Source organism: Pseudomonas sp. NBRC 100443, from assembly GCF_030268185.1.
Classification (GTDB): domain Bacteria; phylum Pseudomonadota; class Gammaproteobacteria; order Pseudomonadales; family Pseudomonadaceae; genus Pseudomonas; species Pseudomonas citronellolis.
This window is the reverse complement of record NZ_BSQE01000014.1, coordinates 1-24,907: the sequence shown is the minus strand read 5'-3', so window position 1 is coordinate 24,907 and position 24,907 is coordinate 1. Positions and strand designations below refer to the sequence as shown.

Here is a 24,907-nt window from a genome sequence, read left to right as displayed (position 1 = left end):
CAGCGTTTCATGTGTATACATAATAAAGGGATTCACCGCATGAGGAAAACACTACTCGCCGTGCTGCTGCTGGCGGCAGGAAGCATGGCGCAGGGTGCCGTGGAACTCAGGGACGGCCACCCGGACCGCTATACGGTGGTCAAGGGCGACACCCTCTGGGACATCTCCGGCAAGTTCCTGAGCAAGCCCTGGAAGTGGCCGGAGATCTGGCAGGTGAATCCGCAGATTCGCAACCCGCACCTGATCTACCCCGGCGACGTCCTCAGCCTGGTGTACATCGACGGCCAGCCGCGCCTGGTGCTCAACCGCGGTGCCTCCCACGGCACCATCAAGCTGTCGCCCAAGGTGCGCAGCACGCCTATGGCCGAGGCGGTGCCGACCATCCCGCTGGACAAGATCAACGCCTTCCTGCTGTCCAACCGCATCGTCGACAGCGAGGGTGACTTCAGCAACGCCCCCTACATGGTCGCCGGCGATGCCGAGCGCGTGGTCAGCGGCGCCGGCGACCGCGCCTACGCCCGCGGCGACTCCCTGGCCGAGGAAGGCAGCTACGGCATCTTCCGCCAGGGCAAGATCTACTCCGACCCGGACACCAAGGAAGTCCTCGGCGTCGACGCCATGGACGTCGGCAGCGCCCGGGTGATCGCCAAGGAAGACGACATCGCCACCCTCAACCTGACGCGCACCACCCAGGAAGTGCGGCCGGGCGACCGCCTGTTCCCCACCGAGGAACGCGCGGTGACCTCGATCTTCATGCCCAGCGAGCCGAAGACGCCGATCAAGGGCAGCATCATCGACGTGCCGCGCGGCGTCACCCAGATCGGCAAGTACGATGTGGTGACCATCGACAAGGGCAGCCGCGATGGTCTGGAGGAAGGCAACGTACTGGCCATCTACAAGCTCGGCGAGACGGTGCGGGATCGTGTCAGCGGTGATCTGGTGAAGATCCCCGACGAGCGCTCCGGGCTGGTGATGATCTTCCGTACCTACAACCGTCTCAGCTACGGCCTGGTGCTTACCGCCAACCGTTCGCTGGAAGTGCAGGACAAGGTGCGCAATCCCTGATCGGCGCGCCTGTATGAAGAACCCCGCCACGGCGGGGTTCTTCGTTTCTGCCGGCCGTATCTTCCGAAGCGTCCGGCAGGCGTCAGCCGGCGGACGCGGCATAGTCGGGGTTCCCGCCAACGCGCCAAGGACTGCCGCCATGCCCCGCCAACTCTCCCCCGCCGAACTGGAAGCCCGCCTGCGCCTGCACGCCCTGCCCGAACTGGGGCCGCGGCGCTTCGCCGCCCTGCTGGCGGCCTTCGGTAGCGCCTCCGCCGCCCTCAGCGCGCCCGCCGCGGCCTGGCGTTCCCTTGGCCTGCCGGCGGCCAGCGCCGAGGCGCGGCGCAGCGAAACGACACGCCAGGCAGCGGCCGAGGCTCTGCGCTGGCTGGAGGGGCCCGGGCGGCACCTGCTGATGTGGGACGCCGAGGACTACCCCGCGCTGCTGGCGGAGCTGAGCGATGCGCCGCCGCTGCTGTTCGTCGAGGGCGCCCGCGCGGCCCTGGGGCGGCCGCAACTGGCGGTGGTCGGCAGCCGGCGCGCCAGCCGCCCGGGGCTGGACACCGCCCGTGCCTTCGCCCGCAGCTTGGCCGGCGGCGGCTTCGCCATCACCAGCGGGCTGGCCCTGGGCATCGACGGCGCCGCCCACGAAGGCGCGCTGGAGGCCGGTGGCGCCACCCTGGCGGTGCTCGGCACTGGCCTGCAATGCCTGTACCCGCGGCGGCATCTGGGGCTGGCGCGGCGCATCGTCGAGGGCGGCGGCGCGCTGCTGTCCGAACTGCCGCTGGATTGCCCGCCGCGGCCGGACAACTTCCCGCGGCGCAACCGCATCATCAGCGGCCTGTCCCTGGGCGTGCTGGTGGTGGAAGCCAGCCCGGCCAGCGGCTCGCTGATCACCGCGCGGCTGGCCGCCGAGCAGGGCCGCGAGGTCTATGCCATTCCCGGTTCCATCCACCATCCCGGCGCCCGCGGCTGCCACGAGCTGATCCGCCAGGGCGCCACCCTGGTGGAGCGCATCGACGACATCCTCGAAGGCCTGAGCGGCTGGACCGCCGAAGCACCCGTCAGCGAACCGGCCCCGCTGCCACAGGCGCACCCGTTGCTGGACCTGCTGCGCGCCGCCCCGCAGGGCAGCGAGGCGCTGGCCGCCGGCAGTGGCTGGGCGCTGCCGCAGGTGCTGGCGGCGCTGACCGAGCTGGAACTGGAGGGCAAGGTGGCCTGCGAGGCCGGCGTCTGGGTGCATCGCGGCGGCTGAGCACGTAAACTGCCGCGCAATCGTTATTTCCCCGGAGTTTGCCGATGATCAGCAGCTGGCGTGTGCAGCGTGTGGCCAGGATAGTGCGCGAGGGCGGCGTCATCGCCTACCCGACCGAAGCCGTCTGGGGCCTGGGCTGCGACCCCTGGAACGAGGATGCCGTCTACCGCCTGCTGGCCATCAAGGCGCGGCCGGTGGAGAAGGGCCTGATCCTGGTGGCCGACAACATCCGCCAGTTCGACTTCCTGCTCGCCGACCTGCCGCAGGAATGGCAGGACCGCCTGGGCGCCACCTGGCCGGGCCCGAACACCTGGCTGGTGCCGCACCAGGGGCGCCTGCCGGAGTGGATCACCGGCCAGCACGACAGCGTGGCCCTGCGCGTCAGCGAACACCCGCTGGTGCGCGAACTCTGCGCGCTGACCGGCCCGCTGGTGTCCACCTCGGCCAACCCCGCCGGGCGCCCGGCGGCGCGCTCGCGGCTGCGGGTGGAGCAGTATTTCCGCGGCGAACTGGACGGCGTGCTCGACGGCAAGCTCGGCGGCCGGCGCAACCCCAGCGTGATCCGCGACCTGGTTACCGGCCGGACCGTGCGCCCGGCCTGAGAGGCTCTTCGTAGGAGCGAGGGGGGCGCCTAGCTCTTGCTCGCGAACAGTGCTCAGCTGTGACTTCGGTGTTTTAGTTTGGCTCCGTCCCCTCTCCCCAACCCTCTCCCTGAAGGGAGAGGGGGCTGTCCGTGCCGAGAGAAGGAAGGGTTTCAGCCGGTAGCTTTTGGCGTTGCCGGCTGACTCCAGAACATCCAGGCACACCGAACGGTCCCCTCTCCCGCTTGCGGGGGAGGGTTAGGGAGGGGGCGCTCTGAACGCCAACATCCGCTGTCCCCGGCAAATCCGGTTCGCGAGCAAGCTCGCTCCTACGAGAAGCCGTGCCCTTTCCCTCAAGGCAACAGAATGGTCGACCCGGTGGTCCGCCGCGCCGCCAGTTCGGTCTGCGCCTTGGCCGCGTCGGCCAGGGCGTAGCGCTGGTTGATCTCCACCTTGACCTTGCCCGAGACGAGCATGCCGAACAGGTCCTCGGCCATCGCCTGCAGGCGCTCCGGGGTGTTGGCGTAGCCGAACAGCGTGGGCCGGGTGACGAACAGCGAGCCCTTCTGCGCCAGGATGCCCAGGTTGACGCCGTCCACCGGGCCCGAGGCGTTGCCGAAGCTGACGATCAGCCCGCGCGGGGCGGCGCAGTCCAGGGAGATCGGCCAGGTGTCCTTGCCCACCGAGTCGTAGACCACCGGGCACTTCTTGCCGTCGGTGAGCTGCAGCACGCGCTCCGCCACGTTTTCCTGGCTGTAGTCGATGGTCGCCCAGGCGCCGTGGGCCTTGGCCAGTTCCGCCTTGGCGGCCGAGCCGACGGTACCGATCAGCTTCACCCCCAGGGCCTTGGCCCACTGGCAGGCGATCAGCCCCACGCCGCCGGCGGCCGCGTGCCAGAGCACGGTCTGGCCGGGCTGGGCGTTGTAGGTCTGACGCAGCAGGTACTGCACGGTCAGGCCCTTGAGCATCACCGCGGCGGCGGTCTCGAAATCGATGGCGTCGGGCAGTTTCACCACGTTGGCCGCCGGCAGCACGTGCAGTTCGCTGTAGGCGCCCAGCGGGCCGGTGGCGTAGCCGACGCGGTCGCCGACCTTGACGTTGCTCACCTCGCTGCCCACCGCCTCCACCTCGCCGGCGCCCTCGGTGCCCAGCCCGGAGGGCAGCGCCGGGGCGGGATAGAGGCCGCTGCGGAAGTAGTTGTCGATGAAGTTCAGGCCGATGGCGCGGTTGCGCACGCGGACTTCCTTCGGGCCCGGTTCGGCGGGGGTGTAGTCGAGGTATTCGAGGACTTCGGGGCCGCCGGTGCGGGCGAACTGGATGCGCTTGGCCATGTCGATCTCCTGCTGCTGGCGGCGCCGGAGGGGTCGGCGCCGCGTTGGGAAAAGTCTTTCATCCAAGCCGCCTTGTTGACCGCCGTCAAGCATGGCATGGCGGCCGGGAATGCTATGCTTGCGCTCCTCTCCCGGCCTGCAGCCCAAGCGCCGCAAGGCTTTCCCGCTCCAAGGTGATCCCGTGACCGACCCTATCCAGGCCGTGAAGGCCTACCTGCTCGACCTGCAAGACCGCATCTGCTCCGCCCTCGAAGCCGAGGACGGCGGCGCCCGCTTCATCGAGGATGCCTGGGAGCGTCCGGCCGGCGGCGGTGGCCGCACCCGGGTGATCGGCGATGGCGCGCTGATCGAGAAGGGCGGGGTGAACTTCTCCCACGTGTTCGGCGCCGGCCTGCCGCCATCGGCCAGCGCGCACCGCCCGGAACTGGCCGGGCGCGGCTTCCAGGCCCTGGGCGTGTCGCTGGTGATCCACCCGCGCAACCCCCACGTGCCGACCTCCCACGCCAACGTGCGCTTTTTCATCGCCGAGAAGGAAGGCGAGGAGCCGGTGTGGTGGTTCGGCGGCGGCTTCGACCTGACGCCCTACTACGCCCACGAGGAAGACTGCGTGCACTGGCACAAGGTCGCCCGCGAGGCCTGCGCGCCCTTCGGCGAGGACGTCTACCCGCGCTACAAGGAGTGGTGCGACCGCTACTTCCACCTCAAGCACCGCAACGAGCCGCGCGGCATCGGCGGCCTGTTCTTCGACGACCTGAACCAGTGGGACTTCGACACCAGCTTCGCCTTCCTGCGCGCCATAGGCGACGCCTACATCGAGGCCTACCTGCCCATCGTGCGCAAGCGCAAGGCCCAGGCCTGGACCGAGCGGCAGCGCGAGTTCCAGGAATTCCGCCGCGGCCGCTACGTGGAGTTCAACCTGGTCTACGACCGCGGCACCCTGTTCGGCCTGCAGTCCGGCGGGCGCACCGAGTCGATCCTCATGTCGCTGCCGCCGCAGGTGCGCTGGGGCTACGACTGGAAGCCCGAGCCGGGCAGCGAAGAGGCACGGCTGACCGAGTATTTCCTCCAGGACCGTGATTGGTTGGGGTTGAAGCCGGAAGCCTGAAGCTGGAAGCCGGAAGAAAAAAGCCTCAAGCTTCCAGCTTCCAGCTTCCAGCTCAAAAAGCCTATGAATCGTTATTGCGTCTTCGGCAACCCCATCGGCCACAGCAAGTCGCCGCTGATCCATCGCCTGTTCGCCGAGCAGACCGGCCAGGCGCTCATCTACGACGCCCAGCTGGCGCCGCTGGACGACTTCGCCGGGGCCGCCCGCGCGTTCTTCGCCGAGGGCCTGGGCGCCAACGTCACCGTGCCCTTCAAGGAAGACGCCTACCGCCTGTGCGGTGAGCTAACCGAGCGCGCCCGCCGCGCCGGTGCGGTGAACACGCTGAAGAAGCTCGACGACGGCCGCCTGCTGGGCGACAACACCGATGGCACCGGCCTGACCCGCGACCTGGTGGTGAACAATGGCGTGGCGCTCAAGGGCCGCCGCGTGCTGGTGCTGGGCGCCGGCGGCGCGGTGCGCGGCATCCTCGAACCCTTCCTGGCCGAGGGCCCGGCGGCGCTGGTGGTGCTCAACCGCACCGCGGCCAAGGCCGAGCAGCTGGCCCGCGAGTTCGCCGACCTGGGCACGGTGCGCGCCGGCGGCTTCGACCTGCGCGACGAACCCTTCGACCTGATCGTCAACGGCACCTCGGCCAGCCTGGCCGGCGAGCTGCCGCCCATCGACGCGGCGCTGATCCGCCCGGGGCACACCGTCTGCTACGACATGATGTACGGCAAGGAGCCGACCGCCTTCAACCGCTGGGCCGCCGAGCATGGCGCGGCGCGCTGCATCGATGGCCTGGGCATGCTGGTGGAGCAGGCGGCGGAGGCCTTCGTGCTGTGGCGCGGGGTGCGGCCGGATTCGCGGCCGGTGCTGGATGAGTTGCGGCGGCAGTTGGCCGGCTGACTCCCGCTTTTTTGTAGGAGCGAGCTTGCTCGCGAACGGTGCTTGCCAGGGGCTTCGGTGTGCAGCCCCGTAGGATGGGTTGAGCGAAGCGATACCCATCACCGATGGCCGCATGGGTTTCGCAAGCTCAACCCATCCTACGAAAAGCACCGGTAACGTAGGGCGTATAACCGTTCGCGGTTATACGCCGCTTGACCGATCTCATCGTCACTCCGAGGCTGAACCCGGCGCATTCTGGGGCCACGGCCAATCGGCGGATAACGCCCTAGGCGTTATGCGCCCTACTCCACCTGCAATACCGCGCCTTCACCGATCTGCTTCGCCAGCTCCTCACGCACCCTCGGCCGCGCGTGGCGCAGCACCAGGTGGCGGCCCTCGCCGGCCAGCCGGCGGGCTTCCTGCTGCAACATGTGCGCCCCGGCGAAGTCGATGAAATTCACGTGCCTGGCATCCAGCACCAGGCGCCGGCCCTGGCTGGCCTGGATCAGGCGTTGCAGGTAGTCGCAGGCGCCGAAGAAGATCGAGCCTTCCACCCGCAGCACTTCTTCCTCGCTGGCCTGCCAGCGTTCCACCCGCGGCTGCGAGGTGCGCCGCAGGTAGAGCAGCAGCGAGGCCAGCACGCCCAGGTAGATGGCGTTCTGCAACGGTAGCAGCAGGGTCGCCGCGGCGGTCAGGGCCATCACCGCGAACTCGCTGCGGCTGCCGCGCCAGAGGGCGCGCAGGGCCGGGCGGTCGACCAGGCCCCAGGCGATCAGCAGGATGCCGCCGGCCATGGCCGGCAGCGGGATGTGGGTGATCAGTCCGGCGCCGGCCACTGCCAGCACCGCGACCCAGGCGGCGGAGAAGACCCCGGCCAGCGGTGTGCGCGCGCCGGCTTCGAGGTTGAGCCCGGAGCGGGTGAAGGAGCCCGCCGAAAGGCTGCCGGAGAACCAAGGGCCGACCAGGTTGGACAGGCCCTGGGCGCGGATTTCCTGGTTGGCGTCCAGCACCTGCTGGCTGCGCGCGGCCAGGGCGCGGGCGATGGACAGGCTGGTGACCAGGCCGAGCAGGCCGCAGGCGAGGGCGCCGGGCAGCAGCGCGGCGATGCCGGCCGCGTCGACCTGCAATGGGCTGAGCGGCGGCAGCACGCTGGCGAAGGCCTGTACCCGCGCCACGCCGCCGAACCACCCGGGCAGCGCCCAGACCGTCAGGCTGGCCACCAGCAGGCCGAACATCAACGCCGGCCAGCGCGGCCGCAGCCAGCGGCACAGCAGGCTCGCCGCCAGGCTGAGCAGGCCGATGGCCAGGGACGCCGGTTCGCACTCGCCCAGCCGCGCCAGCAGCAGGCGCGTACCGTCCAGGGCGCTGCCGCGGCTGTGCACTTCCACGCCGAGCAGATACGGCAACTGGCCCAGGGCGATGACCAGCGCCGCGCCCAGGGTGAAGCCGAGCATCACCGAGTGCGAGACGAAGTTCAGCAGCACCCCGGCGCGCATCGCCCCCAGGGCCCATTGCAGGATGCCGGCGAGGAAGGTCAGCAGCAGCACGTACTGGATGAACGTCTCGCTGCCCGGCGGCGCCAGGGGCGCCACCGTGGCGTAGAGCACCACCGAGATGGCCGCGGTGGGCCCGCCGACCATGTGCCTGGATGAGCCCCACAGGCAGGCCACCACCACCGGCAGCATGGCCGCGTACAGGCCGTACTGCGGCGGCAGCCCGGCGATCAGCGCGTAGGCGATGGACTGCGGCAGGGCCAGCACAGCGCCGGCCAGGCCGACCCAGGCTTCCCGCGCCATCGCCCGCGGGCCGAGGCCCGGCAGCCAGGCGAGGAACGGCAGCAGGCGATACAGGCGCTCCATCGGCGGTCAGAGCTTGGCCTGCACGGCGGCCAGGGCATCGCCGCCGTCGCGGGCCTTCACCCCGTCCAGCCACTTGCCCAGGACCTGCGGGTTGGCCTTGATCCAGGCCTTCACTGCGTCGGCGTTCTTCACGTTCTTCTCCAGCACCTCGGCCATGATGGCGTTCTCCATCTTCAGGTCGAAGCTCAGGTTGGCCAGCAGCTTCGCGCTGTTCGGGCACTGCTGGGCGTAGCCGTTGCGGGTGACGGTGTAGACGCTGCCGGTGCTGCCGAAGTACTTCTCGCCGCCGGCCAGGTACTTCATGTCGTACTTCACGTTCATCGGGTGCGGCGTCCAGCCGAGGAAGACGATCCAGCGCTCGCGCTTAACCGCCCGGCCGACCTCGGCGAGCATCGCCTGTTCGCTGGACTCCACCAGCTTCCAGTCGCCCAGGCCGAACTCGTTGCCGCCGATCATCTTCTGGATCGACTGGTTGGCCGGCGCGCCCGAGCCGATGCCGTAGACCTTGTGGTTGAACTGGTCGGCGTGCTTCTGCAGGTCGGCGAAGTTCTTCACCCCGGCGTTATAGACATAGGTCGGCACGGCGAGGGTGAACTCGGTGCCCTCCAGGTTCTTCGCCAGTTGCGTGACCTGGCCGCTGGCGATGAACTGGTCGTGGAAGCCCTGCTGCGCCGGCATCCAGTTGCCGAGGAAGGCGTCCACCTGGCCGTCGCGCAGGCCGCCGTAGGTGATCGGCACCGAGAGGGTGTCGACCTTGGCCTGGTAGCCGAGGCTGTCGAGCAGGAAGCTGGCGACGCCGTTGGTCACGGCGATGTCGGTCCAGCCCGGATCGGCCAGTTTCACCGTGGCGCAGGCTTCGTCCTCGGCCTGCGCGGCCTGGCCGGCCAGCGCCATGGTGGTGGCCAGCAGCAATGCACTTAACTTGGTCATGCTTATCTCCCCTCGGCTTTTTCTGGTTGTGCTTATGGTCAGGGTCTGGGGTAACGGGCGCGGCGCTCCAGGTCGTCCAGGTCGATGTGGTTGCGCATGTACTGCTGGCTGGCATCGACGAACGGCTGGTGGTCCCAGCTGGTCAGCTTGCCGCGCTGCAAGGCGTCGGCGACGAAGCGCCGGCGGCGCTGGCTGGCCAGCACGCGGGCGGTGATCGCCGGGATGTCCCAGCGCTGCCGGGCCTCGGCCAGGAAGGCGTCGAACAGCTCGCGGTGCGCCGCGGAGCCGGCCAGGTTCTCCAGCTCGCGCGGGTCGTTCTTCAGATCGTAGAGCAGGCACGGGTCCTGTTCGGAATAGACGAACTTGTAGTCGCCGCGGCGGATCATCATCAGCGGGCTGAGGGTGCCCTCGGCGGTGTACTCGCCGATCACCTCGTCGTGCCCGCCCTCGCCCCGCAGGTGCGGCAGCAGCGAGCGGCCGTCCAGCTCCAGGTCCGCCGGCAGCTCGCCGCCGGCCAGTTCCACCAGGGTCGGCAGCAGGTCGAGGGTGGACACCGACTCGGCCACGTGGCGCGCGGCGAAACGGCCCGGGGCGTGGATCAGCATGGGCACGCGGGCGGCCATCTCGAACCAATGCATCTTGTACCAGAGGCCGCGCTCGCCAAGCATGTCGCCGTGGTCGCCGGAGAACACCACCAGGGTGTTCTCGGCCAGGTCGCATTCCTCCAGGGTCCTGAGCAGCGCGCCGATCTGCGCGTCGACGTAGCTGCAGGCGCCGAAGTAGGCGCGGCGGGCGTCGCGGATCTTCTCCGGCGGCAGTGGCTTGTCCCACAGGTCGATGACCTTGAGCAGGCGCTGGGAGTGCGGGTCCTGCTCGTGCTGCGCCAGTTCCACGCTGGGCATGGGGATGTCCTCGTCGCGGTATAGGTCCCAGAACTCGCGGGGGATGGTGTAGGGGTCGTGGGGGTGGGTCATGGAGACGGTCAGGCAGAACGGCTGCTCGGCGTGCTCGCGGATGTGGTCGTAGAGGTACTGGCGCGCCTTGAACACCACTTCGTCGTCGAAATCCAGCTGGTTGGTGCGCACGCAGGGCCCGGCCTGCAGCACCGAGGACATGTTGTGGTACCAGCTCGGGCGCACTTCCGGCTCGTCCCAGTTCACCGCCCAGCCGTAGTCGGCGGGGTAGATGTCGCTGGTCAGGCGTTCCTCGTAGCCGTGCAGCTGGTCCGGGCCGCAGAAGTGCATCTTGCCCGACAGTGCCGTGCGGTAGCCCAGGCGGCGCAGGTGGTGGGCGTAGGTGGGGACGTCGGCGGCGAAGTCGGCGGCGTTGTCCCAGGCGCCGATCTTCGTCGGCAGCTGGCCGCTGACCAGGGTGAAGCGCGAGGGCGCGCACAGCGGGCTGTTGCAGTAGGCCGAATCGAACACCACGGCCTGTTCGGCCAGGCGCATCAGGTTGGGCATGCGGATCGGCGAGGCGGCGTCGTGCAGGGGCAGCAGGGGCGCGGCCATCTGGTCGGCCATGATGAAGAGAATGTTCGGACGTGGCATGGCGAGGCTTATCCTATGCACGGTTGTTATGGAATAGTGCGTGACAGCAGTGTCACGCCGCGCCGACAGGGGGTAAACCGCATGGCCATACATGCTTCGGATAACACCAGCTTATGGGTGGCGAACCCATGAGCCTGCCCCTGGAGCTGCTCCGCGTGTTCGAGTGCGCGGCCCGCGAGCAGGGCTTCACCGCGGCGGCCGCCGAACTGGGCAGCAGCCAGCCGGCGGTGAGCCAGCAGATCAAGCGCCTGGAGAAGCTGCTCGGCGCACGTCTGTTCGACCGGGTGCACCGCGGGATCGTTCTGACGGAAAGCGGCCAGTTGCTGCTGCGCCACGTGCAGGCCGGGCTGGCGGAGCTGGAGGCCGGGGTCGAGGCGGTCAGCGCGCGGCGCACCCAGGAGGTGCTGCAGGTAGCCACCGACTTCGCCTTCGCCGCCTATTGGCTGATGCCGCGCCTGCCGCGCTTCCGCCAACTGCACCCGGAACTGGATGTCAGCCTGCTGAGCAGCGAGCGCAGCCCCAGCAGCCTGCGCAGCGACGTGGACGTGGCCATCGCCTTCGGCGACGGGCGCTTCAAGCATGGCGAGCCGCTGCTGCTGTTCGGCGAGGAAGTCTTCCCGGTGTGCAGCCCGCGCCTGCTGGGCGAGCGCCAGGCGCCGCTGCCGCTGGAAGAGCTGCAGCGCCTGCCGCTGCTGCACCTGAAGCCCGAGGCCCACAGCCGCTGGTTCGACTGGCCGGGGCTGTTCCGCGCCCTGGAGCTGCCGCGCCCGCCAGAGGCTTCCGGGCTACGCTTCGACAACTACACGCTGCTGGTGCAGGCGGCCATCGCCGGCCAGGGCGTGGCCATCGGCTGGCGCCACCTGGTCGACGAACTGCTGGAGCAGGGGTTACTGTGCCGACCCATCCGCGAGAGCGCCGCCTCGCGCTACGGCTATTACGCCGTGCTGCCCGAGCGCAAGCGCCGCGCCCGCCTGCTGCAGCCCTTCGTCGACTGGCTGCGCGCCGAACTGGAACAGGACCCATGAACGAGATCCACGGCTACCACGCCCACGTCTACTACGATGCCGACAGCCTGGAACAGGCCCGCCAGCTGTGCGAGGAGGCGGTGCGCCTGTTCGGCGTGAAGATGGGCCGCATGCACCAGCGCCCGGTCGGCCCGCACCCGGACTGGAGCTGCCAGCTGGCCTTCGGCAACGACGCCTTCGCCGCCGTGGTGCCCTGGCTGGCGCTGCACCGCGATGGCCTGGTGGTGTTCATCCACCCGGACACCGGCGACGACCTGCGCGACCACCGTGACCACGCCATCTGGATGGGAGCGGTGCGGCCGCTGGACCTGTCGCTGTTCGGTTGAATTCGATAATGATTCTCGATTCGGTGTATGCTTGCCCGCTTTACCGGCGGCCCGCCCACGGCGGGCCGGTATTCCAGGGTATCGCGGTCATCATGCGGCGTTTCGCCTCCTCCCACCTCCTGCAGAGCTTCCAGGCGCACTATGCGGACCTGCTGCGCTTCCTCGCCCGCCGCCTGGGCGACAACCAGCGCGCCGCCGACGTCGCCCAGGACACCTGGCTGCGCCTGGCCGACCAGGCCCCGGAGGCCGAAGTGCAGGACCCGCGTGCCTACCTGTTCCGCGTGGCCGGCAACCTGGCCATCGACAACCTGCGCCGCGAGGGCCGGTTGGCCGAGCTGCACGTGGAGGAGACGGCGGCCAACGAGGTCAGCGACCCCGGCGCCGGCCTGGAGCGCAACCTGCTGGCCCGCGAGGCCCTGGAACAGCTCGACGCCGCCCTCGACCAACTGCCGCCCAAGGCCCGCCAGGCGCTGCTGATGAACCGCCTGGACGGCCTGACCCACGCGCAGATCGCCCGCCGCCTCGGCGTTTCCGAAAGCATGGTGGGCAAGTACATCGTCCAGGCCATGCGCCATTGCCGCGACCACCTGCAACAGCGGGAGGCGCAGCCATGAGCCGCCAGGACTTGGAGAACCAGGCCATCGACTGGCTGGTGGAACTGCATTCCGGCCGCGTCGAGGCCGGCCGCCGCAGCGCGTTCGCCCAGTGGCGCGCGCAGAGCCCTGAGCACGAAAGCGCCGCGCGCAGCGCCGAGGCGCTGTGGGGCGCCCTGCCGGCCACCCGCACGGCGCGCCGCCACCGCCTGCTGCGCCCGCGCCGCCTGGCCGCTGTGGCGGCGGCCGCCTGCGTCGCCGCGCTGGCCGTGGCGCTGGCGCTGCCCACGCCGGTGGCGGGCCTGTATGCCGACTACGCCACCCGCACCGGCGAGCGGCGGATGATCGAACTGGCCGACGGCAGCCGCGTCTGGCTGAACAGCGCCAGCGCGCTGTCGGTGAACTTTTCCGCCAGCCGCCGGAGCCTGCATCTGTATGGCGGCGAGGCGCTGTTCGAAGTGGCCAAGGACGCGCAACGGCCCTTCGTGGTGCATGCTGGCGACGGCGAAGTCACCGCCGTGGGCACCCGCTTCGACGTCGACAGCCGCGGCCCGGAAGTGCAGGTAGCGGTCAGCGAGGGCGTGGTGCGGGTGGAGGCCGGCGGCAAACCGGCGGTGCGCCTGGCCGCCGGCGAACGCCTGGCCTATCGCGGGGAAGCCGCCCCCGGCCCGGTGCAACCCCTGGACCTGGACAGCGCCAGCGCCTGGCAGCGCGGCAAGCTGATCTTCAACCAGCGTCCGCTGGGCGAGGTGCTGGCGGAACTGGAGCGCTACCTGCCGGGGCGCATCCTGCTGACCGATGCCAGCTTGCGGCGGCACAAGGTGAGCGGGGTGTTCGATCTGGACGATCCCGATGCGTTGTTGCAGACGTTGCAGCGGTTGCAGCCGGTGCAGGTGACGCGGTTGCCCTGGTTGGTGGTGGTTAGGCCGGTTTCTTCGTAGGGGTGAGGTTGTGCCGGTTGGGTTCGGTGCACGTCCTGAAGAGCGCCCTCTCCCTAACCCTCTCCCTGAAGGGAGAGGGGACCGTTCGGCATGCGCTGATGTTTCGGCGTTAGCCGGCTGGTACCGAGCATCCGGCTAACACCAGATCCTTTCTCGGCACGGACAAGCCCCCTCTCCCTTCAGGGAGAGGGCTGGGGAGAGGGAACGGCGTCAAACCAACACACCGAAGCTGCCGGCAAGCGCCGTTCGCGAGCAAGCTCGCTCCAAAATACAAAACCAGACCCCGCGCAAAAATTTTTACCTCCCCCACTGCAAGATCCCCCACCCCGTTTCGTCGTAGGCATGAACGCGAAGAATTCCCAACAAACGCGCCCTGCCCACAAGAACGGAAACCCCCGCATGCATCACCGCCTCTCCCCGCTGTACCGCGCCCTGGCCCTCGCCGCCCTGCTCGGCGGCGCCAGCCCCCTGGCCCTGGCTGCCGAGGACGTCGAGCTGCACATCGCGCCGCGCAGCCTGGACAGCGCCCTGACGCAGTTCGCCGACCAGGCCGGGCTGCACCTGCTGTTCAACTCCGAGGACGTCCAGGGCCTGAAGAGCCCCGGCCTGGACGGCCGCTACAGCCGCGAGGAGGCGCTGGACAAGCTGCTTTCCGGCAGCGGCATGCGCTGGAGCTTCAGCGACGAGCGCACCGTGGTGCTGCAGCGCGAGAAGGCCGCCGGCGGCGAGCCGCTGAGCATGGCGCCGACGCAGATCAGCGTGGCCGCGCGCACGCCCACCGACATCAGCTCCATCCCCGGCACCGTCTGGGTGGTGGACCAGGCGCAGCTGCGCGAACAGCTGGACACCGGCGTCAGCCTCAAGGAAGCGGTGGGCAAGCTGGTCCCCGGCCTCGACCTGGCCCCGGAAGGCCGCACCAACTACGGCCAGAACATGCGCGGGCGCAACGTGCTGGTGATGATCGACGGCGTCAGCCAGAACAGCTCCCGCGGCCTGTCGCGGCAGTTCGACAGCATCTCGCCGTTCAATGTCGAGCGCATCGAAGTGCTCTCCGGCGCCAGCGCCATCTACGGCGGCGGCGCCACCGGCGGCATCATCAACATCATCACCAAGAAGGGTGCGCCCGGCGATGCCCGCTTCGAAAGCCAGCTGGGCGCCAGCAGCGGCTTCAACAACAGCGACGACCTCTCCACCCGCCTGGCCCAGTCGGTCAGCGGCGGCACCGACCGCCTGAGCGGGCGCCTGGGCGTTGCCGCCGAGAAGAACGAAGCCTTCTACGACGGCGCCGGCAACCAGATCTTCATCGACAACACCCAGACCGACCTGCAGTACAACCGCACCATCGACGTCATGGGCAACCTCACCGCGCAGTTCACCGACGAGCAGAGCCTGGACCTGCTGGCCCAGTACTACGACTCGGGCAACGACGGCAGCACCGGCCTCTACTTTCCGCACCTGAACTACAAGGCCCCGTCGGACCTGGATGACGCGCAGATCCGCAGCGGCATGGACACCGACCTCGAGCCGCAGACGCGCCGCCTGCTGCTCAACGCCAACTACCACCACGCCAACCTGCTGGACCAGGACTTCTACCTGCAGGCCTACTACCGCAAGGAAGACGACAACTTCTACCCCTTCCCCTACTACAACGCCGGCAAGCCGGCCGGCAGCACCGGCGTGTACTTCGCCGCCTCGCAGCAGAACTTCGAGGTCAGCGGCCTCAAGGGCCTGTTCAGCAAGCAGTGGGACAAGCTGAAGCTCACCTACGGCGTGGACCTGGACCACGAGCGCTTCAACGCCGAGCAGAAGACCTTCGACCAGCTGGTCTCCTCGGAAAGCGGCGGCCTCGACCTGAGCACCGCCAGCAGCGCGCCGCGCTACCCCAGCTACGTGGTCGACGGCCTGTCGTTCTACGGCCAGCTGGACTACAAGCTGACCGACGCCCTGACCCTCTCCGGCGGCGCGCGGCACCAGAAGATGGACGTCGAGGTCGACGACTTCAAGGGCGTGCCCGGCGGCAACAACGACTACCAGGTCAACCTGTTCAACCTCGGCGCCATCTACGACTTCCACAACGGCCACCAGCTGTGGGGCAACTACAGCGAAGGCTTCGACCTGCCCGACCCGGCCAAGTACTACGGCAAGCCCGGCCTCTCGGTGGACGACAACCCGCTGGCCGGCATCAAGAGCCGTCAGGTCGAGCTGGGCTGGCGCTACGCGGACATGGACTGGCAGGCGCAGACGGCGGTGTACTACATCTGGTCGAACAAGATGATCACCACCGACCAGGCCACCCTGACCATCGACGTGGTCGACCAGAAGAGCCGCGACTTCGGCTTCGAGGGCGCGCTGACGCGCTACTTCCAGAACGGCTGGCAGGGCGGCACCACCCTGCACCTGGTGCGCTCCGAGGAAGAGGATGCCGACGGCGACTGGATCAAGCGCGACGCGCGCTACGCCTCGCTGTCCAAGGCCACCGCCTTCGTCGGCTGGAACGACGAGCTGAACAGCGCGCGGCTGCAGGCCAACCACGCCATGAGCCTGAAGGACGACGCCGACCACGAGATCGACGGCTACACCACCTTCGACCTGATGGGGGAACGCAAGACGGGTTTCGGCACCTTCAGCGCGGGCATCCAGAACCTGCTGGACCGCGAGTACAGCACCGTGTGGGGGCAGCGGGCGACGCTGTTCTATTCGCCGACCTACGGGCCGGCCTACCTGTACGACTACCAGGGCCGCGGGCGCACCTTCACCCTGGGCTGGCGCATGGAGTACTGAGGGGGCTCAGGCCGCGCGGGATTCCTCGCGCGGCGCGTCCAGGTGGGTGTGCAGGCTGAGGGCGTGATGCTGGAGGATTTCCCCCAGCAGTTGTTGCAGCGGCAGTTCCAGGTAGGCCTGCAGGCTTTGCGCATCGGCCCAGCGGCCGCGCAGGCGCCAGACGTCGCTGCGGGTGGCCGGCAGCAGCACCTCGTAGGACTGGCAGCCGGGCAACTGGTGCGCGGCGCTGATCAGGCGGTCGAGCAGCTGCGCCAGCTCGGCCTCGTGGCCGGGGCGTGAGCGGATCAGCAGGTGGTGTTCGAACGGTTGTCGAATGGCCATGAAAGATCTCCTCCTGTCCCGGGCGCTGGAAGGGGGGCTCGGCCCGGTTGTGCCAGAGTAGGAGACGGGCGCCTGCGGGCGGTAGACGGATGCTGCCGGCTTCTTGCCTGATCCTGCGGCATTCGCGCCGCCATGCCCGAAGCGGCGGATTCCCTGGCCTGGCTGGCATGATGGGGGCTTCCCGTGGCGATTGGCTTGTACGATCCTGCCGATTGCTTGCCCGATCCTCCAGCGTCCGTCGCCCTGTCACACTTCCCGCGTGTGCCCGGGCGTAAGCTGGACGCCGCCACTCTCGGAGGCCCCCGTATGTCGCAACCCCACGACCCCGTCGCCGCCAGCCGCCAGGAACTGGCCGACATCATCGAGCGCCACTGCAATGGCGTCTCCGGCGTCCACGACACCGCCGTCGAATCGCTGTCGCTGGCGCGCCTGGAGCAGCCCAGCGAAGGCCGCATGCCCACCCTGTACCGCCCGGCGCTGTGCGTCATCGCCCAGGGCAGCAAGGAAATCCGCGTCGGCCCGGAAATCTACCGCTACGACGAACTCAACCTGCTGGTGGTCTCGGTGACCCTGCCGGTGTGCGGCCAGGTGGTCGACGCCTCGGCGGACAAGCCCTACCTGTCGCTGCGCCTGGACATCGACCCGGGCGAACTGACGCGGCTGATCGCCGACGCCGGCCTGGCCGGCAGCACCCCGCGCCCGGCCAGCCGCGGCATCTACCTGCAGCGCCTGGACACCTCGGTGCTCGACGCCCTGCTGCGGCTGATGCGCCTGCTCGACAGCCCGCGCGACATCGCCATGCTGGCGCCGCTGTACATCCGCGAGATTCTCTACCGCCTGCTGCGCGGGCCCCAGGGCCACCTGTTGCACGACCTGGCGATGACCGACAGCCAGACGCACCGGGTGACCCGCGCCATCGAATGGCTCAACCGCAACTTCGACAAGGCCCTGCGCATCGACGACCTGGCCCGCGAGGTCAACCTCAGCCCCTCGACCCTGCACCACCGCTTCAAGGAAGTCACCGCGCTCAGCCCGCTGCAGTACCAGAAGCAGCTGCGCCTGCAGGAGGCGCGCCGGCTGATGCTCTCCGAGGGCCTGGAAGTGGCGGTGGCAGGCCACCGCGTGGGCTACGAGAGCCCCTCGCAGTTCAGCCGCGAATACAGCCGCCTGTTCGGCGCCCCGCCGCTGCGCGACCTGGCCAGCCTGCGCAACGCCCTGGGCGATGCGGCGATGCCGGCTTGACCTTGACCGAGCCTCGCGGCATGGCGATGGGTATCGCTTTGCTCAACGCCATCCTACGAGGCACGGTGTTTGCCGGGGGGCGTAGGAGCCGTGCCTGCCTGTAAGGTAGGAGCGGATTCATCCGCGATTCCGCCTGACAGGCCGGCGGCCTATCCATCAACGCTCGTACAACTCCAACGGCAACCCATCCGGATCGGCAAAGAACGTAAAGCGCTTGCCGGTCAGCCCATCGCAACGGATCGGCTCGCAACGCACGCCCTGGCCTTCCAGCTCGGCCACCGCCGCTTCCAGGTCCTCCACGGCGAAGGCCAGGTGGCGCAGCCCCTGGGCCTCGGGATAGGACGGCCGCGGCGGCGCGTCGGGGAAGGAGAACAGCTCCAGCTGCACCTCGCCCAGGGCCAGGTCTAGCTTCCAGGAATCGCGTTCGGCGCGGTAGGTCTCGGCGATCACCCGCAGCCCCAGCACCTCGGTGTAGAAGCGTTTCGAACGCGGGTAATCGGAGCAGATCAGGGCAACGTGATGGAGGCCGTGCAGGTTCATGAGCTGGGGCCGCTGCGGAAAAACACCCGACCCATTATGCAGCCTGCCCACCGCCCCCCCGTAGGATGGCGTTGAGCGAAGCGATACCCATCGCTGGATATCGCCTCGCTCGTCCACCCGGTCCTCAGCGCGCCTTGCGCACGCCCTCGGCCAGTTCGCGGCACAGGCCCAGCACGCCCTGCACGGCTTCGGCGGAGCTTCCCGCGTTGGCGATCTTGTCCACCAGCGCCGAGCCCACCACCACGCCGTCGGCCAGGCGCGCGACGCTGGCGGCGTGTTCCGGGGTGCGGATGCCGAAGCCGATGGCCACCGGCAGGTCGGTGTGGCGGCGCAGGCGCGCCACGGCCTGCTCGACGTGCTCCAGGGTCGCGGCTCCTGCGCCGGTCACGCCGGCTACCGAGACGTAGTAGACGAAGCCAGAGCTGCCCGCGAGCACCGTGGGCAGGCGCGCGTCGTCGGTGGTCGGGGTGGTCAGGCGGATGAAGTCCAGCCCGGCGGCCTGGGCCGGCTGGCACAGGTCCTCGTTATGCTCCGGCGGCAGGTCGACGATGATCAGGCCGTCGACGCCGGCTTCCTTGGCATCGGCGACGAAGCGCTCGACGCCGTAGTAGTGGATGGGGTTGAAGTAGCCCATCAGCACCAGCGGGGTGCTGTCGTTGCCGGCGCGGAATTCGCGGACCATCTTCAGCGTCCTGGCCAGGTTCTGGCCGTTGCCCAGGGCGCGGATGTTGGCCAGCTGGATCGCCGGGCCGTCGGCCATGGGGTCGGTGAACGGCATGCCCAGCTCGATCACGTCGGCGCCGGCCTCGGGCAGGCCCTTGAGGATGTCCAGCGAGGTGGAGTAGCCCGGGTCGCCGGCGGTGATGAAGGTCACCAGAGCGGCACGGTTCTGCTGTTTCAGTTCGGCGAAGCGGGTCTGCAGGCGGCTCATGCTTGCTGCTCCTGTTGCATGTGGTGCATGACGGTCTGCATGTCCTTGTCGCCACGACCGGACAGGTTCACCACCATGATGTGGTCCTTGGGCAGGTTGGGCGCGCGCTTGAACACCTCGGCCAGGGCGTGGGAGGACTCCAGCGCCGGGATGATGCCTTCCAGGCGGCAGCAGGTGTGGAAGGCCTGCAGCGCCTCGTGGTCGGTGATCGAGGTGTACTCGACGCGGCCGATGTCGTGCAGCCACGCGTGTTCCGGGCCGATGCCGGGGTAGTCCAGGCCGGCGGAAATGGAGTGGGCGTCGATGATCTGGCCGTCCTCGTCCTGCAGCAGGAAGGTGCGGTTGCCGTGCAGCACGCCGGGCACGCCGCCGTTCAGGCTGGCCGCGTGCTTGCCGGTCTCGATGCCGTGGCCGGCGGCTTCCACGCCGATGATCTTCACCCCGGCGTCATCCAGGAACGGGTGGAACAGGCCCATGGCGTTGGAGCCGCCGCCGATGCAGGCGACCAGCGAGTCGGGCAGGCGCCCTTCCTTCTCGGCCAGCTGCTCGCGGGTCTCCTTGCCGATCACCGCCTGGAAGTCGCGGACCATCGCCGGGTAGGGGTGCGGGCCGGCCACGGTGCCGATCAGGTAGAAGGTGTCGTGGACGTTGGTCACCCAGTCGCGCAGGGCTTCGTTCATGGCGTCCTTGAGGGTGCCGGTGCCGGCGGTGACCGGGATCACCTCGGCGCCCAGCAGGCGCATGCGGAAGACGTTGGCCTGCTGGCGGTCGATGTCGGTGGTGCCCATGTAGACCACGCACTTCATGCCGAAGCGCGCCGCCACGGTGGCGGTGGCCACGCCGTGCATGCCGGCGCCGGTCTCGGCGATGATGCGCTGCTTGCCCATGCGCCTGGCCAGGAGGATCTGGCCGATGCAGTTGTTGATCTTGTGCGCGCCGGTGTGGTTCAGCTCTTCGCGCTTGAGGTAGATCTTCGCCCCGCCGCAGTGCTCGGTCAGGCGCTCGGCGAAGTACAGCGGGCTCGGGCGGCCGACGTAGTCGCGCTGGAAGTAGGCCAGTTCCTTGTGGAACTCCGGATCGTCCTTGGCCTTGTCGTACTCGCGGGCCAGGTCGTGGATCAGCGGCATCAGGGTCTCGGCGACGTACTGGCCGCCGAAGCTGCCGAACAGGCCCTTGGCGTCGGGACCGGTGCGCAATGTGGACATGGGAAGGCTCCTCTGGTGTCGGTAGGCAGGAGCGCCCCTGGGGGCGAGACACCTCCAGGGAAGCACGGCTTTTCGTAGGATGGCGTTGAGCGAAGCGATACCCATCAGCGCAACCGCATGGGTTTCGCAAGCTCAACCCATCCTACGAAGAGCACCTCGGCGCAAGGCCGTTGCTCCTACGGAATGTGCCGAGGATACGACTGCCGGCCGGGCGGGAAAAGCGATAAGATCGCCTGGACATGTCAGGAAAACTCACAGGTTGAACGCCATGAGCCGCGACCTTCCCCCGCTCAACGCCCTGCGCGCCTTCGATGCCGTCGCCCGTCTCGGCGGCGTGAGCCAGGCGGCGGCCGAGCTGCACGTCACCCACGGCGCGGTGAGCCGGCAGCTGCGGCAACTGGAGGAAGACCTCGGCGTGGCCCTGCTGGCCAAGGACGGGCGCGGCGTAAAACTCACCGATGCCGGGCGCCGCCTGGGCGAGGCCAGCGGCGACGCCTTCGAGCGCCTGCGCCGTGTCTGCGCCGAACTGCGCCAGGCCGGCGGCGAGGCGCCCTTCGTGCTCGGTTGCCCGGGAAGCCTGCTGGCCCGCTGGTTCATCCCGCGCCTGGACCGCCTCAACCGCGAGCTGCCGGAACTGCGCCTGCAGCTGTCGGCCAGCGAGGGCGAACTGGACCCACGCCGCGGCGGCGTCGACGCCACCCTGCTGTTCGCCGAGCCGCCATGGCCGGCCGACATGCAGGTGTTCGAACTGGCCGCCGAGCGCATCGGCCCGGTGCTCAGCCCGCGCCACCCGCGCTTCGCCGAACTGCAGCGGGCCGAGCCCCGGGCGCTGCTGGGCGAGGCGCTGCTGCACACCGCCTCGCGGCCCCAGGCCTGGCCGCAATGGGCGCTCGCCCAGGGCCTGGACGCCGGCGCCCTGCACCTGGGCCAGGGCTTCGAGCACCTGTACTACCTGCTGGAAGCGGCGGTGGCCGGCCTGGGCGTGGCCATCGCCCCCCAGGCGCTGGTGGCCGACGACCTCGCCGCCGGCCGCCTCGCCGCGCCCTGGGGCTTCGCCGAAACCGCCGCGCGCCTGGCGCTGTGGGTGCCGGCCCGGCGCGGCGACGCCCGCGCCGAACGCCTGGCCCGCTGGTTGCGAACGGAACTGACCGCGCGCTGAGGGTTGCCCCTGGCGGCAATTTGCTGCACTTCCAGGGCTCGGCTAGTGTCCTACGAGGACATTCAGCACTGCGCGCCGCCGGGCGCGCCCAAGGAGAAGCCGATGTCGAACCATCACACCTACAAGAAGATCGAGCTGGTCGGGTCTTCGCGCACCAGCATCGAGGACGCCATCAACAACGCCCTGGCCGAGGCCTCGAAGTCGTTGAAGAACCTGGAATGGTTCGAGGTGGTGGACACCCGCGGGCATATCGAGAACGGTGCGGTGGGGCATTACCAGGTGACGCTGAAGGTCGGCTTCAAGATCGCCGACAGCTGACCGGCATTCGCCGCCGCGCGCCCGCGGGCCGGGGCGCCGGGGGCTTTCGGGGGCCGCCGCGGGGCGGCCGTTTCACGGGCCCAGCGGGGCCCTTCGTCCATTCGTTCAACGGAGAGCATCAGCCATGAAGAACCTGTTGTTGGCCGCCGGCCTGCTGGCCATGGCGGGTAGTGCCCTGGCCGCCGGCAAGCCGTGCGAGGAGCTCAAGGCCGAGATCGACGCGAAACTCCAGGCCAAGGGCGTCTCGGGCTATACCCTGGAGATCGTCGACAAGGGCGCGGGTGGCGCTCGTCAGGTGGTCGGCACCTGCGAGGGCGGCAGCAAGGAGATCGTCTATTCGCGGCACTGAAGCCGCCGCGGGACCGCGAAGGGGCGCCATTGGCGCCCCTTCGTCGTTGGGCACTCTGTCGCCGCCGCGCTGTCTCTCGTTAGGATAGGGCGCCCCGTGGTGGGGCTGACGAGGGAATGCCATGACCGTGAGCAAGTTCGCCGTGCTGATGCTGGCCCTGGCCTGCGCGGGCGCCGCCCAGGCGAAGACCAAGCCGTGCGAGGAACTCAAGGCGGAGATCGAGACCAAGATCCAGTCCGCCGGGGTGACCGCCTACACCCTGGAGATAGTCACCAACGCCGAGGTGAAGGACCCGAGCATGGTGGTCGGCAGCTGCGAGGGCGGCACGCGCAAGATCATCTACCAGAAGAACGACGACTGAGCCGCCCGGCTCAGAACAGCCCGCAGTCCATCCGCCCCTGGAAATCGGTCTTGGCCACCAGCTGGCCGTTGGCATCGGTGAGCAGGGCCAGGGCCTTGCGCAGTTGCGGGCGCACTTCCAGGCGGTAGCGCTGGCCGGGGGCGAAGTTGTCGTAGGTCAGCCATACGCGGCAGGTGATCTGCGTGGTGTTGTCGCTCATCGCCAGGCCGCCGCCGCCACCCCCGGGAATCTCGTACTGGTAGCGCACTTCCAGCTCGTGCTTGCCCGGCGGCACCTGGAAGAAGCGGCCGTCGCGCAGCACCTGCTTGTCCAGGCGCTCGGCGAGCAGGGTGTTGGCCGGCTGGGTGTAGAGGTCGACCCAGGCCAGCTGCGGGTCGTGGGCCGGCAGCGGGCCGGCGCAGGCGCTCAGCAGGGCCGGCAGGAACAGCAGCCGGAGTTTGCCCATGGCGGTGTCGCTCGAAGCGGGGAATCCTCCCAGCATACGCCCTGGGCGGCGCCGCGGCGCGTTCGCTCAGACCTTCTCGCAGCGCCCGGTGCGGCCACGGGCGATTTCGTTGGCCTGCTGGTCGTACAGCCGCGCCCAGGGGTAGAAACCGATGCTGCCGGTCTCCAGGCGGTAGCGCTGGCCGGCGCCGAAGTCCTTGTACTTGAGGGTCAGCTGGCAGTCGCGCCACATCGCCTCGGACACCGCGGCCTCGGAGCCGATGTTCTGCGGCTCGACCTGGAACTGGTAGCGCACGCGCAGCTCGTGCTGGCCGGGGTCGACCTCGAAGTAGCGGGTGCTGTGCCAGGGCTGGTCGTCCACCTGCAGGGCCGAGAGGTCGCTCTGGCCGTTGGTGTCGAGGTCGATCCAGGCACGGTTGGGGTCGGGTTGCGGCAGGATCAGCGAGCAACCGCTCAGGACGAGCAGGCCGGTGGCGAGCAGCAGCGGGCGCATGGGTACACTCCAGGGTGGTCTTGTTGTGTCGGCAGCGGCGGTTAGGGGCCTGTGCTAATGTGCCGCGCATGCCCGCCCGCCTGTGTATTGCGTTTCTCGACCGCCGATTGCCCCGCTGGGTTCCCTGCCTGGCGTTCTTCCTGCTGGGCGGTTGTTCCACGGCCGGCTATTACAGCCAACTGGGCAACGGCCAGTTGCAGTTGCTGGCGGCCCGCGAGCCGGTGGCCGAGGTGGTCGCCGACCCCGCCCGCGACGCCAGGCTGCGCCAGCGCCTGGCGCTGTCCCAGGAAGCCCGCGCCTTCGCCAGCGCCGAGCTGGCCTTGCCGGACAACCGCAGCTACCGGCTGTACAGCGACATCCACCGGCCCTACGTGGTGTGGAACGTGTTCGCCACGCCGGAGCTGTCGCTGCAGCCGCTCACCCACTGCTTCCCCATCGCCGGCTGCGTGGCCTACCGCGGCTACTACGCCGAGGCCGGCGCCAAGGCCGAGGCGCAGCGCCTGAAGGCGCAGGGCTGGGACGTCTACGTCGGCGGCGTGGAGGCCTATTCCACCCTCGGCTGGTTCGACGACCCGATCATCAGCAGCATGCTGCGCTGGGACGACCAGCGCCTGGCCGAAACGCTGTTCCACGAGCTGGCCCACCAGCGCTTCTACCTGCCGGGCGACACCGCCTTCAACGAGTCCTACGCCAGCTTCGTCGAGCAGGAGGGCGGCCGCCGCTGGCGCGCCTTCCGCGGCCTGCCGCCGGAGCAGGCCAGCCGCGTGCGCCAGCGCGAAGGCTTCACCCGCCTGGTGCTGGACACCCGCGAGCGCCTGAAGGAACTCTACGCCCGCGACCTGCCCGAGGCCGACAAGCGCGCCGCCAAGGCCGCCGAGTTCGAGCGCCTGCGCCGCGACTACCGCGAGCTGTGCCAGCGCGAATGGGCCGGCAAGTGCCCCTACGACGCCTGGGTGAACGGCCCGCTGAACAATGCCAAGCTGCTGCCCTTCGGCCTCTACGACCAGTGGGTGCCGGCCTTCGCCACCCTGCTGCGCCAGGTCGGCGGCAACTGGCCGGCGTTCTATGCGCGGGTCGAGAAGCTCGGCGCGTTGCCCGCGGCGCAGCGGCAGGCGGCGTTGGAGCAGCTTGCGGAAGGACGGTTCCAGCGGCTGTGAAGCATGGCCTCCGTAGGAGCGTAATGCTGTTCACTTAAGCGATATGTGGTGGTTCAGCGAAGGTGCGCCAGCCTGGCCTCGCTCCCTCACCCCAGCCCTCTCCCAAAGGGAGAGGGGGCTGTTCGGAGCGTGCGGGGAGTTCGGAGTCATCCCGGAACGCCTACCTCCTCTCGTCATTCCCGAGAACGCGAACCCTGGGTTCGCG

Annotated in this window: 26 protein-coding genes; 16 read left to right on the top strand and 10 right to left on the bottom strand. The window is 69.3% G+C overall.

The features are described 5' to 3' along the window. The first annotated feature begins 39 nt into the window (after window positions 1–39). From QSJ95_RS18645 to tsaC, 3 genes are all read left to right on the top strand, one after another. Window positions 40–1,065: a LysM peptidoglycan-binding domain-containing protein gene (locus QSJ95_RS18645; RefSeq protein ID WP_009614488.1), complete on the top strand. Its 1,026-nt coding sequence runs from the start codon at window positions 40–42 to the stop codon at window positions 1,063–1,065. Window positions 1,066–1,204: 139 nt separating this feature from the next. Next, window positions 1,205–2,299: a DNA-processing protein DprA gene (gene dprA, locus QSJ95_RS18640; RefSeq protein ID WP_285644459.1), complete on the top strand. Its 1,095-nt coding sequence runs from the start codon at window positions 1,205–1,207 to the stop codon at window positions 2,297–2,299. Window positions 2,300–2,343: 44 nt separating this feature from the next. Then, entirely contained in the window at window positions 2,344–2,901 is a 558-nt protein-coding gene (gene tsaC, locus QSJ95_RS18635) for an L-threonylcarbamoyladenylate synthase type 1 TsaC (RefSeq protein WP_009614490.1), read from the top strand. Window positions 2,902–3,233: 332 nt separating this feature from the next. Here tsaC and QSJ95_RS18630 read toward each other — a convergent pair whose 3' ends face one another. After that, a complete protein-coding gene (locus tag QSJ95_RS18630; RefSeq protein WP_058071056.1) occupies window positions 3,234–4,211 on the bottom strand; it encodes a quinone oxidoreductase family protein in 978 nt (325 codons plus the stop codon). Window positions 4,212–4,392: 181 nt separating this feature from the next. Between QSJ95_RS18630 and hemF the strand changes: the two genes are divergently transcribed. Further along, a complete protein-coding gene (gene hemF / locus QSJ95_RS18625) occupies window positions 4,393–5,316 on the top strand; it encodes an oxygen-dependent coproporphyrinogen oxidase (protein ID WP_058071057.1) in 924 nt (307 codons plus the stop codon). A gap of 63 nt (window positions 5,317–5,379) precedes the next feature. Next, window positions 5,380–6,201, top strand: a complete 822-nt coding sequence (gene aroE, locus QSJ95_RS18620) for a shikimate dehydrogenase (RefSeq protein WP_285644455.1) — start codon at window positions 5,380–5,382, stop codon at window positions 6,199–6,201. Between the two features lie 281 nt (window positions 6,202–6,482). On the opposite strand, the gene QSJ95_RS18615 is transcribed toward aroE, so the two are convergent. Genes QSJ95_RS18615 through betC form a run of 3 tightly spaced genes read right to left on the bottom strand, consistent with a single transcriptional unit; the run spans window position 6,483 to window position 10,516 of the window. Further along, window positions 6,483–8,039: a SulP family inorganic anion transporter gene (locus QSJ95_RS18615; RefSeq protein ID WP_285644453.1), complete on the bottom strand. Its 1,557-nt coding sequence runs from the start codon at window positions 8,037–8,039 to the stop codon at window positions 6,483–6,485. 6 nt (window positions 8,040–8,045) lie between these two features. Next, on the bottom strand, window positions 8,046–8,969 hold the full coding sequence (locus QSJ95_RS18610; protein WP_285644451.1) for a choline ABC transporter substrate-binding protein: 924 nt from the start codon (window positions 8,967–8,969) through the stop codon (window positions 8,046–8,048). A gap of 38 nt (window positions 8,970–9,007) precedes the next feature. Next, window positions 9,008–10,516, bottom strand: a complete 1,509-nt coding sequence (gene betC, locus QSJ95_RS18605; protein WP_285644449.1) for a choline-sulfatase — start codon at window positions 10,514–10,516, stop codon at window positions 9,008–9,010. A gap of 128 nt (window positions 10,517–10,644) precedes the next feature. Here betC and QSJ95_RS18600 point away from each other — a divergent pair, with 128 nt between their 5' ends. The 5 genes from QSJ95_RS18600 (at window position 10,645) to QSJ95_RS18580 (ending at window position 16,182) form a co-directional block, all read left to right on the top strand. Further along, a complete protein-coding gene (locus QSJ95_RS18600) occupies window positions 10,645–11,541 on the top strand; it encodes a choline sulfate utilization transcriptional regulator (RefSeq protein ID WP_074980822.1) in 897 nt (298 codons plus the stop codon). Continuing rightward, window positions 11,538–11,867: a DOPA 4,5-dioxygenase family protein gene (locus tag QSJ95_RS18595; protein WP_043313885.1), complete on the top strand. Its 330-nt coding sequence runs from the start codon at window positions 11,538–11,540 to the stop codon at window positions 11,865–11,867. Before QSJ95_RS18600 ends, QSJ95_RS18595 begins: the two co-directional genes overlap by 4 nt. 92 nt (window positions 11,868–11,959) lie before the next feature. Continuing rightward, the gene (locus QSJ95_RS18590) at window positions 11,960–12,481 is read left to right on the top strand and encodes a sigma-70 family RNA polymerase sigma factor (protein ID WP_024128852.1); all 522 of its coding nucleotides are present in this window, start codon (window positions 11,960–11,962) and stop codon (window positions 12,479–12,481) included. Further along, window positions 12,478–13,401, top strand: a complete 924-nt coding sequence (locus QSJ95_RS18585; protein ID WP_285644443.1) for a FecR family protein — start codon at window positions 12,478–12,480, stop codon at window positions 13,399–13,401. The genes QSJ95_RS18590 and QSJ95_RS18585 overlap by 4 nt, the downstream gene beginning before the upstream one ends. Before the next feature lie 399 nt (window positions 13,402–13,800). Continuing rightward, window positions 13,801–16,182 carry a TonB-dependent receptor gene (locus tag QSJ95_RS18580; protein ID WP_285644441.1) on the top strand — a complete coding sequence of 794 codons (2,382 nt, stop codon included), beginning with the start codon at window positions 13,801–13,803 and terminating at the stop codon, window positions 16,180–16,182. 6 nt (window positions 16,183–16,188) lie between these two features. Here the strand turns inward: QSJ95_RS18580 and QSJ95_RS18575 are convergent, their stop codons facing one another. Further along, window positions 16,189–16,503: a putative quinol monooxygenase gene (locus tag QSJ95_RS18575; protein ID WP_285644439.1), complete on the bottom strand. Its 315-nt coding sequence runs from the start codon at window positions 16,501–16,503 to the stop codon at window positions 16,189–16,191. Window positions 16,504–16,809: 306 nt separating this feature from the next. Here QSJ95_RS18575 and QSJ95_RS18570 point away from each other — a divergent pair, with 306 nt between their 5' ends. Beyond that, window positions 16,810–17,745: an AraC family transcriptional regulator gene (locus tag QSJ95_RS18570; RefSeq protein WP_009614506.1), complete on the top strand. Its 936-nt coding sequence runs from the start codon at window positions 16,810–16,812 to the stop codon at window positions 17,743–17,745. Window positions 17,746–17,901: 156 nt separating this feature from the next. Here QSJ95_RS18570 and gloA2 read toward each other — a convergent pair whose 3' ends face one another. The 3 genes from gloA2 to trpB form a co-directional block, all read right to left on the bottom strand. Continuing rightward, the gene (gene gloA2, locus QSJ95_RS18565) at window positions 17,902–18,285 is read right to left on the bottom strand and encodes an SMU1112c/YaeR family gloxylase I-like metalloprotein (RefSeq protein ID WP_285644436.1); all 384 of its coding nucleotides are present in this window, start codon (window positions 18,283–18,285) and stop codon (window positions 17,902–17,904) included. 124 nt (window positions 18,286–18,409) lie between these two features. Next, a complete protein-coding gene (trpA, locus tag QSJ95_RS18560; protein ID WP_043318466.1) occupies window positions 18,410–19,216 on the bottom strand; it encodes a tryptophan synthase subunit alpha in 807 nt (268 codons plus the stop codon). Next, window positions 19,213–20,421, bottom strand: a complete 1,209-nt coding sequence (trpB, locus tag QSJ95_RS18555; protein ID WP_256513594.1) for a tryptophan synthase subunit beta — start codon at window positions 20,419–20,421, stop codon at window positions 19,213–19,215. The genes trpA and trpB overlap by 4 nt, the downstream gene beginning before the upstream one ends. Before the next feature lie 268 nt (window positions 20,422–20,689). On the opposite strand from trpB, the gene QSJ95_RS18550 reads away from it, so the two are divergent. The 4 genes from QSJ95_RS18550 (at window position 20,690) to QSJ95_RS18535 (ending at window position 22,608) form a co-directional block, all read left to right on the top strand. Next, window positions 20,690–21,580 carry a LysR family transcriptional regulator gene (locus QSJ95_RS18550; protein WP_285644432.1) on the top strand — a complete coding sequence of 297 codons (891 nt, stop codon included), beginning with the start codon at window positions 20,690–20,692 and terminating at the stop codon, window positions 21,578–21,580. Window positions 21,581–21,682: 102 nt separating this feature from the next. Beyond that, window positions 21,683–21,898 carry a dodecin gene (locus tag QSJ95_RS18545; protein ID WP_009614515.1) on the top strand — a complete coding sequence of 72 codons (216 nt, stop codon included), beginning with the start codon at window positions 21,683–21,685 and terminating at the stop codon, window positions 21,896–21,898. Window positions 21,899–22,022: 124 nt separating this feature from the next. Then, window positions 22,023–22,247, top strand: a complete 225-nt coding sequence (locus QSJ95_RS18540) for a DUF1161 domain-containing protein (RefSeq protein ID WP_009614517.1) — start codon at window positions 22,023–22,025, stop codon at window positions 22,245–22,247. A gap of 148 nt (window positions 22,248–22,395) precedes the next feature. Next, the gene (locus QSJ95_RS18535) at window positions 22,396–22,608 is read left to right on the top strand and encodes a DUF1161 domain-containing protein (protein ID WP_099049091.1); all 213 of its coding nucleotides are present in this window, start codon (window positions 22,396–22,398) and stop codon (window positions 22,606–22,608) included. 10 nt (window positions 22,609–22,618) lie between these two features. Here QSJ95_RS18535 and QSJ95_RS18530 read toward each other — a convergent pair whose 3' ends face one another. Both QSJ95_RS18530 and QSJ95_RS18525 read right to left on the bottom strand, forming a co-directional pair. Then, a complete protein-coding gene (locus QSJ95_RS18530) occupies window positions 22,619–23,053 on the bottom strand; it encodes a PA0061/PA0062 family lipoprotein (protein WP_285644426.1) in 435 nt (144 codons plus the stop codon). A 66-nt stretch (window positions 23,054–23,119) separates the two neighbouring features. Next, complete coding sequence (locus QSJ95_RS18525) at window positions 23,120–23,545, bottom strand: PA0061/PA0062 family lipoprotein (RefSeq protein WP_043270085.1); 426 nt, start codon at window positions 23,543–23,545, stop codon at window positions 23,120–23,122. A gap of 68 nt (window positions 23,546–23,613) precedes the next feature. On the opposite strand from QSJ95_RS18525, the gene QSJ95_RS18520 reads away from it, so the two are divergent. Beyond that, a complete protein-coding gene (locus QSJ95_RS18520) occupies window positions 23,614–24,702 on the top strand; it encodes an aminopeptidase (protein WP_285644423.1) in 1,089 nt (362 codons plus the stop codon). Window positions 24,703–24,907 lie beyond the last annotated feature (205 nt).

Bases quoted from the DNA above. Each gene is read 5' to 3' on its own strand.
- QSJ95_RS18535 (WP_099049091.1), top strand. From the start codon at position 22,396: ATGCTGGCCCTGGCCTGCGCGGGCGCCGCCCAGGCGAAGACCAAGCCG.
- QSJ95_RS18585 (WP_285644443.1), top strand. From the start codon at position 12,478: ATGAGCCGCCAGGACTTGGAGAACCAGGCCATCGACTGGCTGGTGGAA.
- QSJ95_RS18600 (WP_074980822.1), top strand. From the start codon at position 10,645: ATGAGCCTGCCCCTGGAGCTGCTCCGCGTGTTCGAGTGCGCGGCCCGC.
- QSJ95_RS18570 (WP_009614506.1), top strand. From the start codon at position 16,810: ATGTCGCAACCCCACGACCCCGTCGCCGCCAGCCGCCAGGAACTGGCC.
- QSJ95_RS18575 (WP_285644439.1), bottom strand. From the start codon at position 16,503: ATGGCCATTCGACAACCGTTCGAACACCACCTGCTGATCCGCTCACGC.
- QSJ95_RS18590 (WP_024128852.1), top strand. From the start codon at position 11,960: ATGCGGCGTTTCGCCTCCTCCCACCTCCTGCAGAGCTTCCAGGCGCAC.
- QSJ95_RS18530 (WP_285644426.1), bottom strand. From the start codon at position 23,053: ATGGGCAAACTCCGGCTGCTGTTCCTGCCGGCCCTGCTGAGCGCCTGC.
- gloA2 (WP_285644436.1), bottom strand. From the start codon at position 18,285: ATGAACCTGCACGGCCTCCATCACGTTGCCCTGATCTGCTCCGATTAC.
- QSJ95_RS18580 (WP_285644441.1), top strand. From the start codon at position 13,801: ATGCATCACCGCCTCTCCCCGCTGTACCGCGCCCTGGCCCTCGCCGCC.
- dprA (WP_285644459.1), top strand. From the start codon at position 1,205: ATGCCCCGCCAACTCTCCCCCGCCGAACTGGAAGCCCGCCTGCGCCTG.
- QSJ95_RS18595 (WP_043313885.1), top strand. From the start codon at position 11,538: ATGAACGAGATCCACGGCTACCACGCCCACGTCTACTACGATGCCGAC.
- QSJ95_RS18540 (WP_009614517.1), top strand. From the start codon at position 22,023: ATGAAGAACCTGTTGTTGGCCGCCGGCCTGCTGGCCATGGCGGGTAGT.
- QSJ95_RS18610 (WP_285644451.1), bottom strand. From the start codon at position 8,969: ATGACCAAGTTAAGTGCATTGCTGCTGGCCACCACCATGGCGCTGGCC.
- QSJ95_RS18645 (WP_009614488.1), top strand. From the start codon at position 40: ATGAGGAAAACACTACTCGCCGTGCTGCTGCTGGCGGCAGGAAGCATG.
- trpB (WP_256513594.1), bottom strand. From the start codon at position 20,421: ATGTCCACATTGCGCACCGGTCCCGACGCCAAGGGCCTGTTCGGCAGC.
- QSJ95_RS18615 (WP_285644453.1), bottom strand. From the start codon at position 8,039: ATGGAGCGCCTGTATCGCCTGCTGCCGTTCCTCGCCTGGCTGCCGGGC.
- QSJ95_RS18520 (WP_285644423.1), top strand. From the start codon at position 23,614: ATGCCCGCCCGCCTGTGTATTGCGTTTCTCGACCGCCGATTGCCCCGC.
- betC (WP_285644449.1), bottom strand. From the start codon at position 10,516: ATGCCACGTCCGAACATTCTCTTCATCATGGCCGACCAGATGGCCGCG.
- aroE (WP_285644455.1), top strand. From the start codon at position 5,380: ATGAATCGTTATTGCGTCTTCGGCAACCCCATCGGCCACAGCAAGTCG.
- QSJ95_RS18630 (WP_058071056.1), bottom strand. From the start codon at position 4,211: ATGGCCAAGCGCATCCAGTTCGCCCGCACCGGCGGCCCCGAAGTCCTC.
- QSJ95_RS18545 (WP_009614515.1), top strand. From the start codon at position 21,683: ATGTCGAACCATCACACCTACAAGAAGATCGAGCTGGTCGGGTCTTCG.
- tsaC (WP_009614490.1), top strand. From the start codon at position 2,344: ATGATCAGCAGCTGGCGTGTGCAGCGTGTGGCCAGGATAGTGCGCGAG.
- QSJ95_RS18550 (WP_285644432.1), top strand. From the start codon at position 20,690: ATGAGCCGCGACCTTCCCCCGCTCAACGCCCTGCGCGCCTTCGATGCC.
- QSJ95_RS18525 (WP_043270085.1), bottom strand. From the start codon at position 23,545: ATGCGCCCGCTGCTGCTCGCCACCGGCCTGCTCGTCCTGAGCGGTTGC.
- trpA (WP_043318466.1), bottom strand. From the start codon at position 19,216: ATGAGCCGCCTGCAGACCCGCTTCGCCGAACTGAAACAGCAGAACCGT.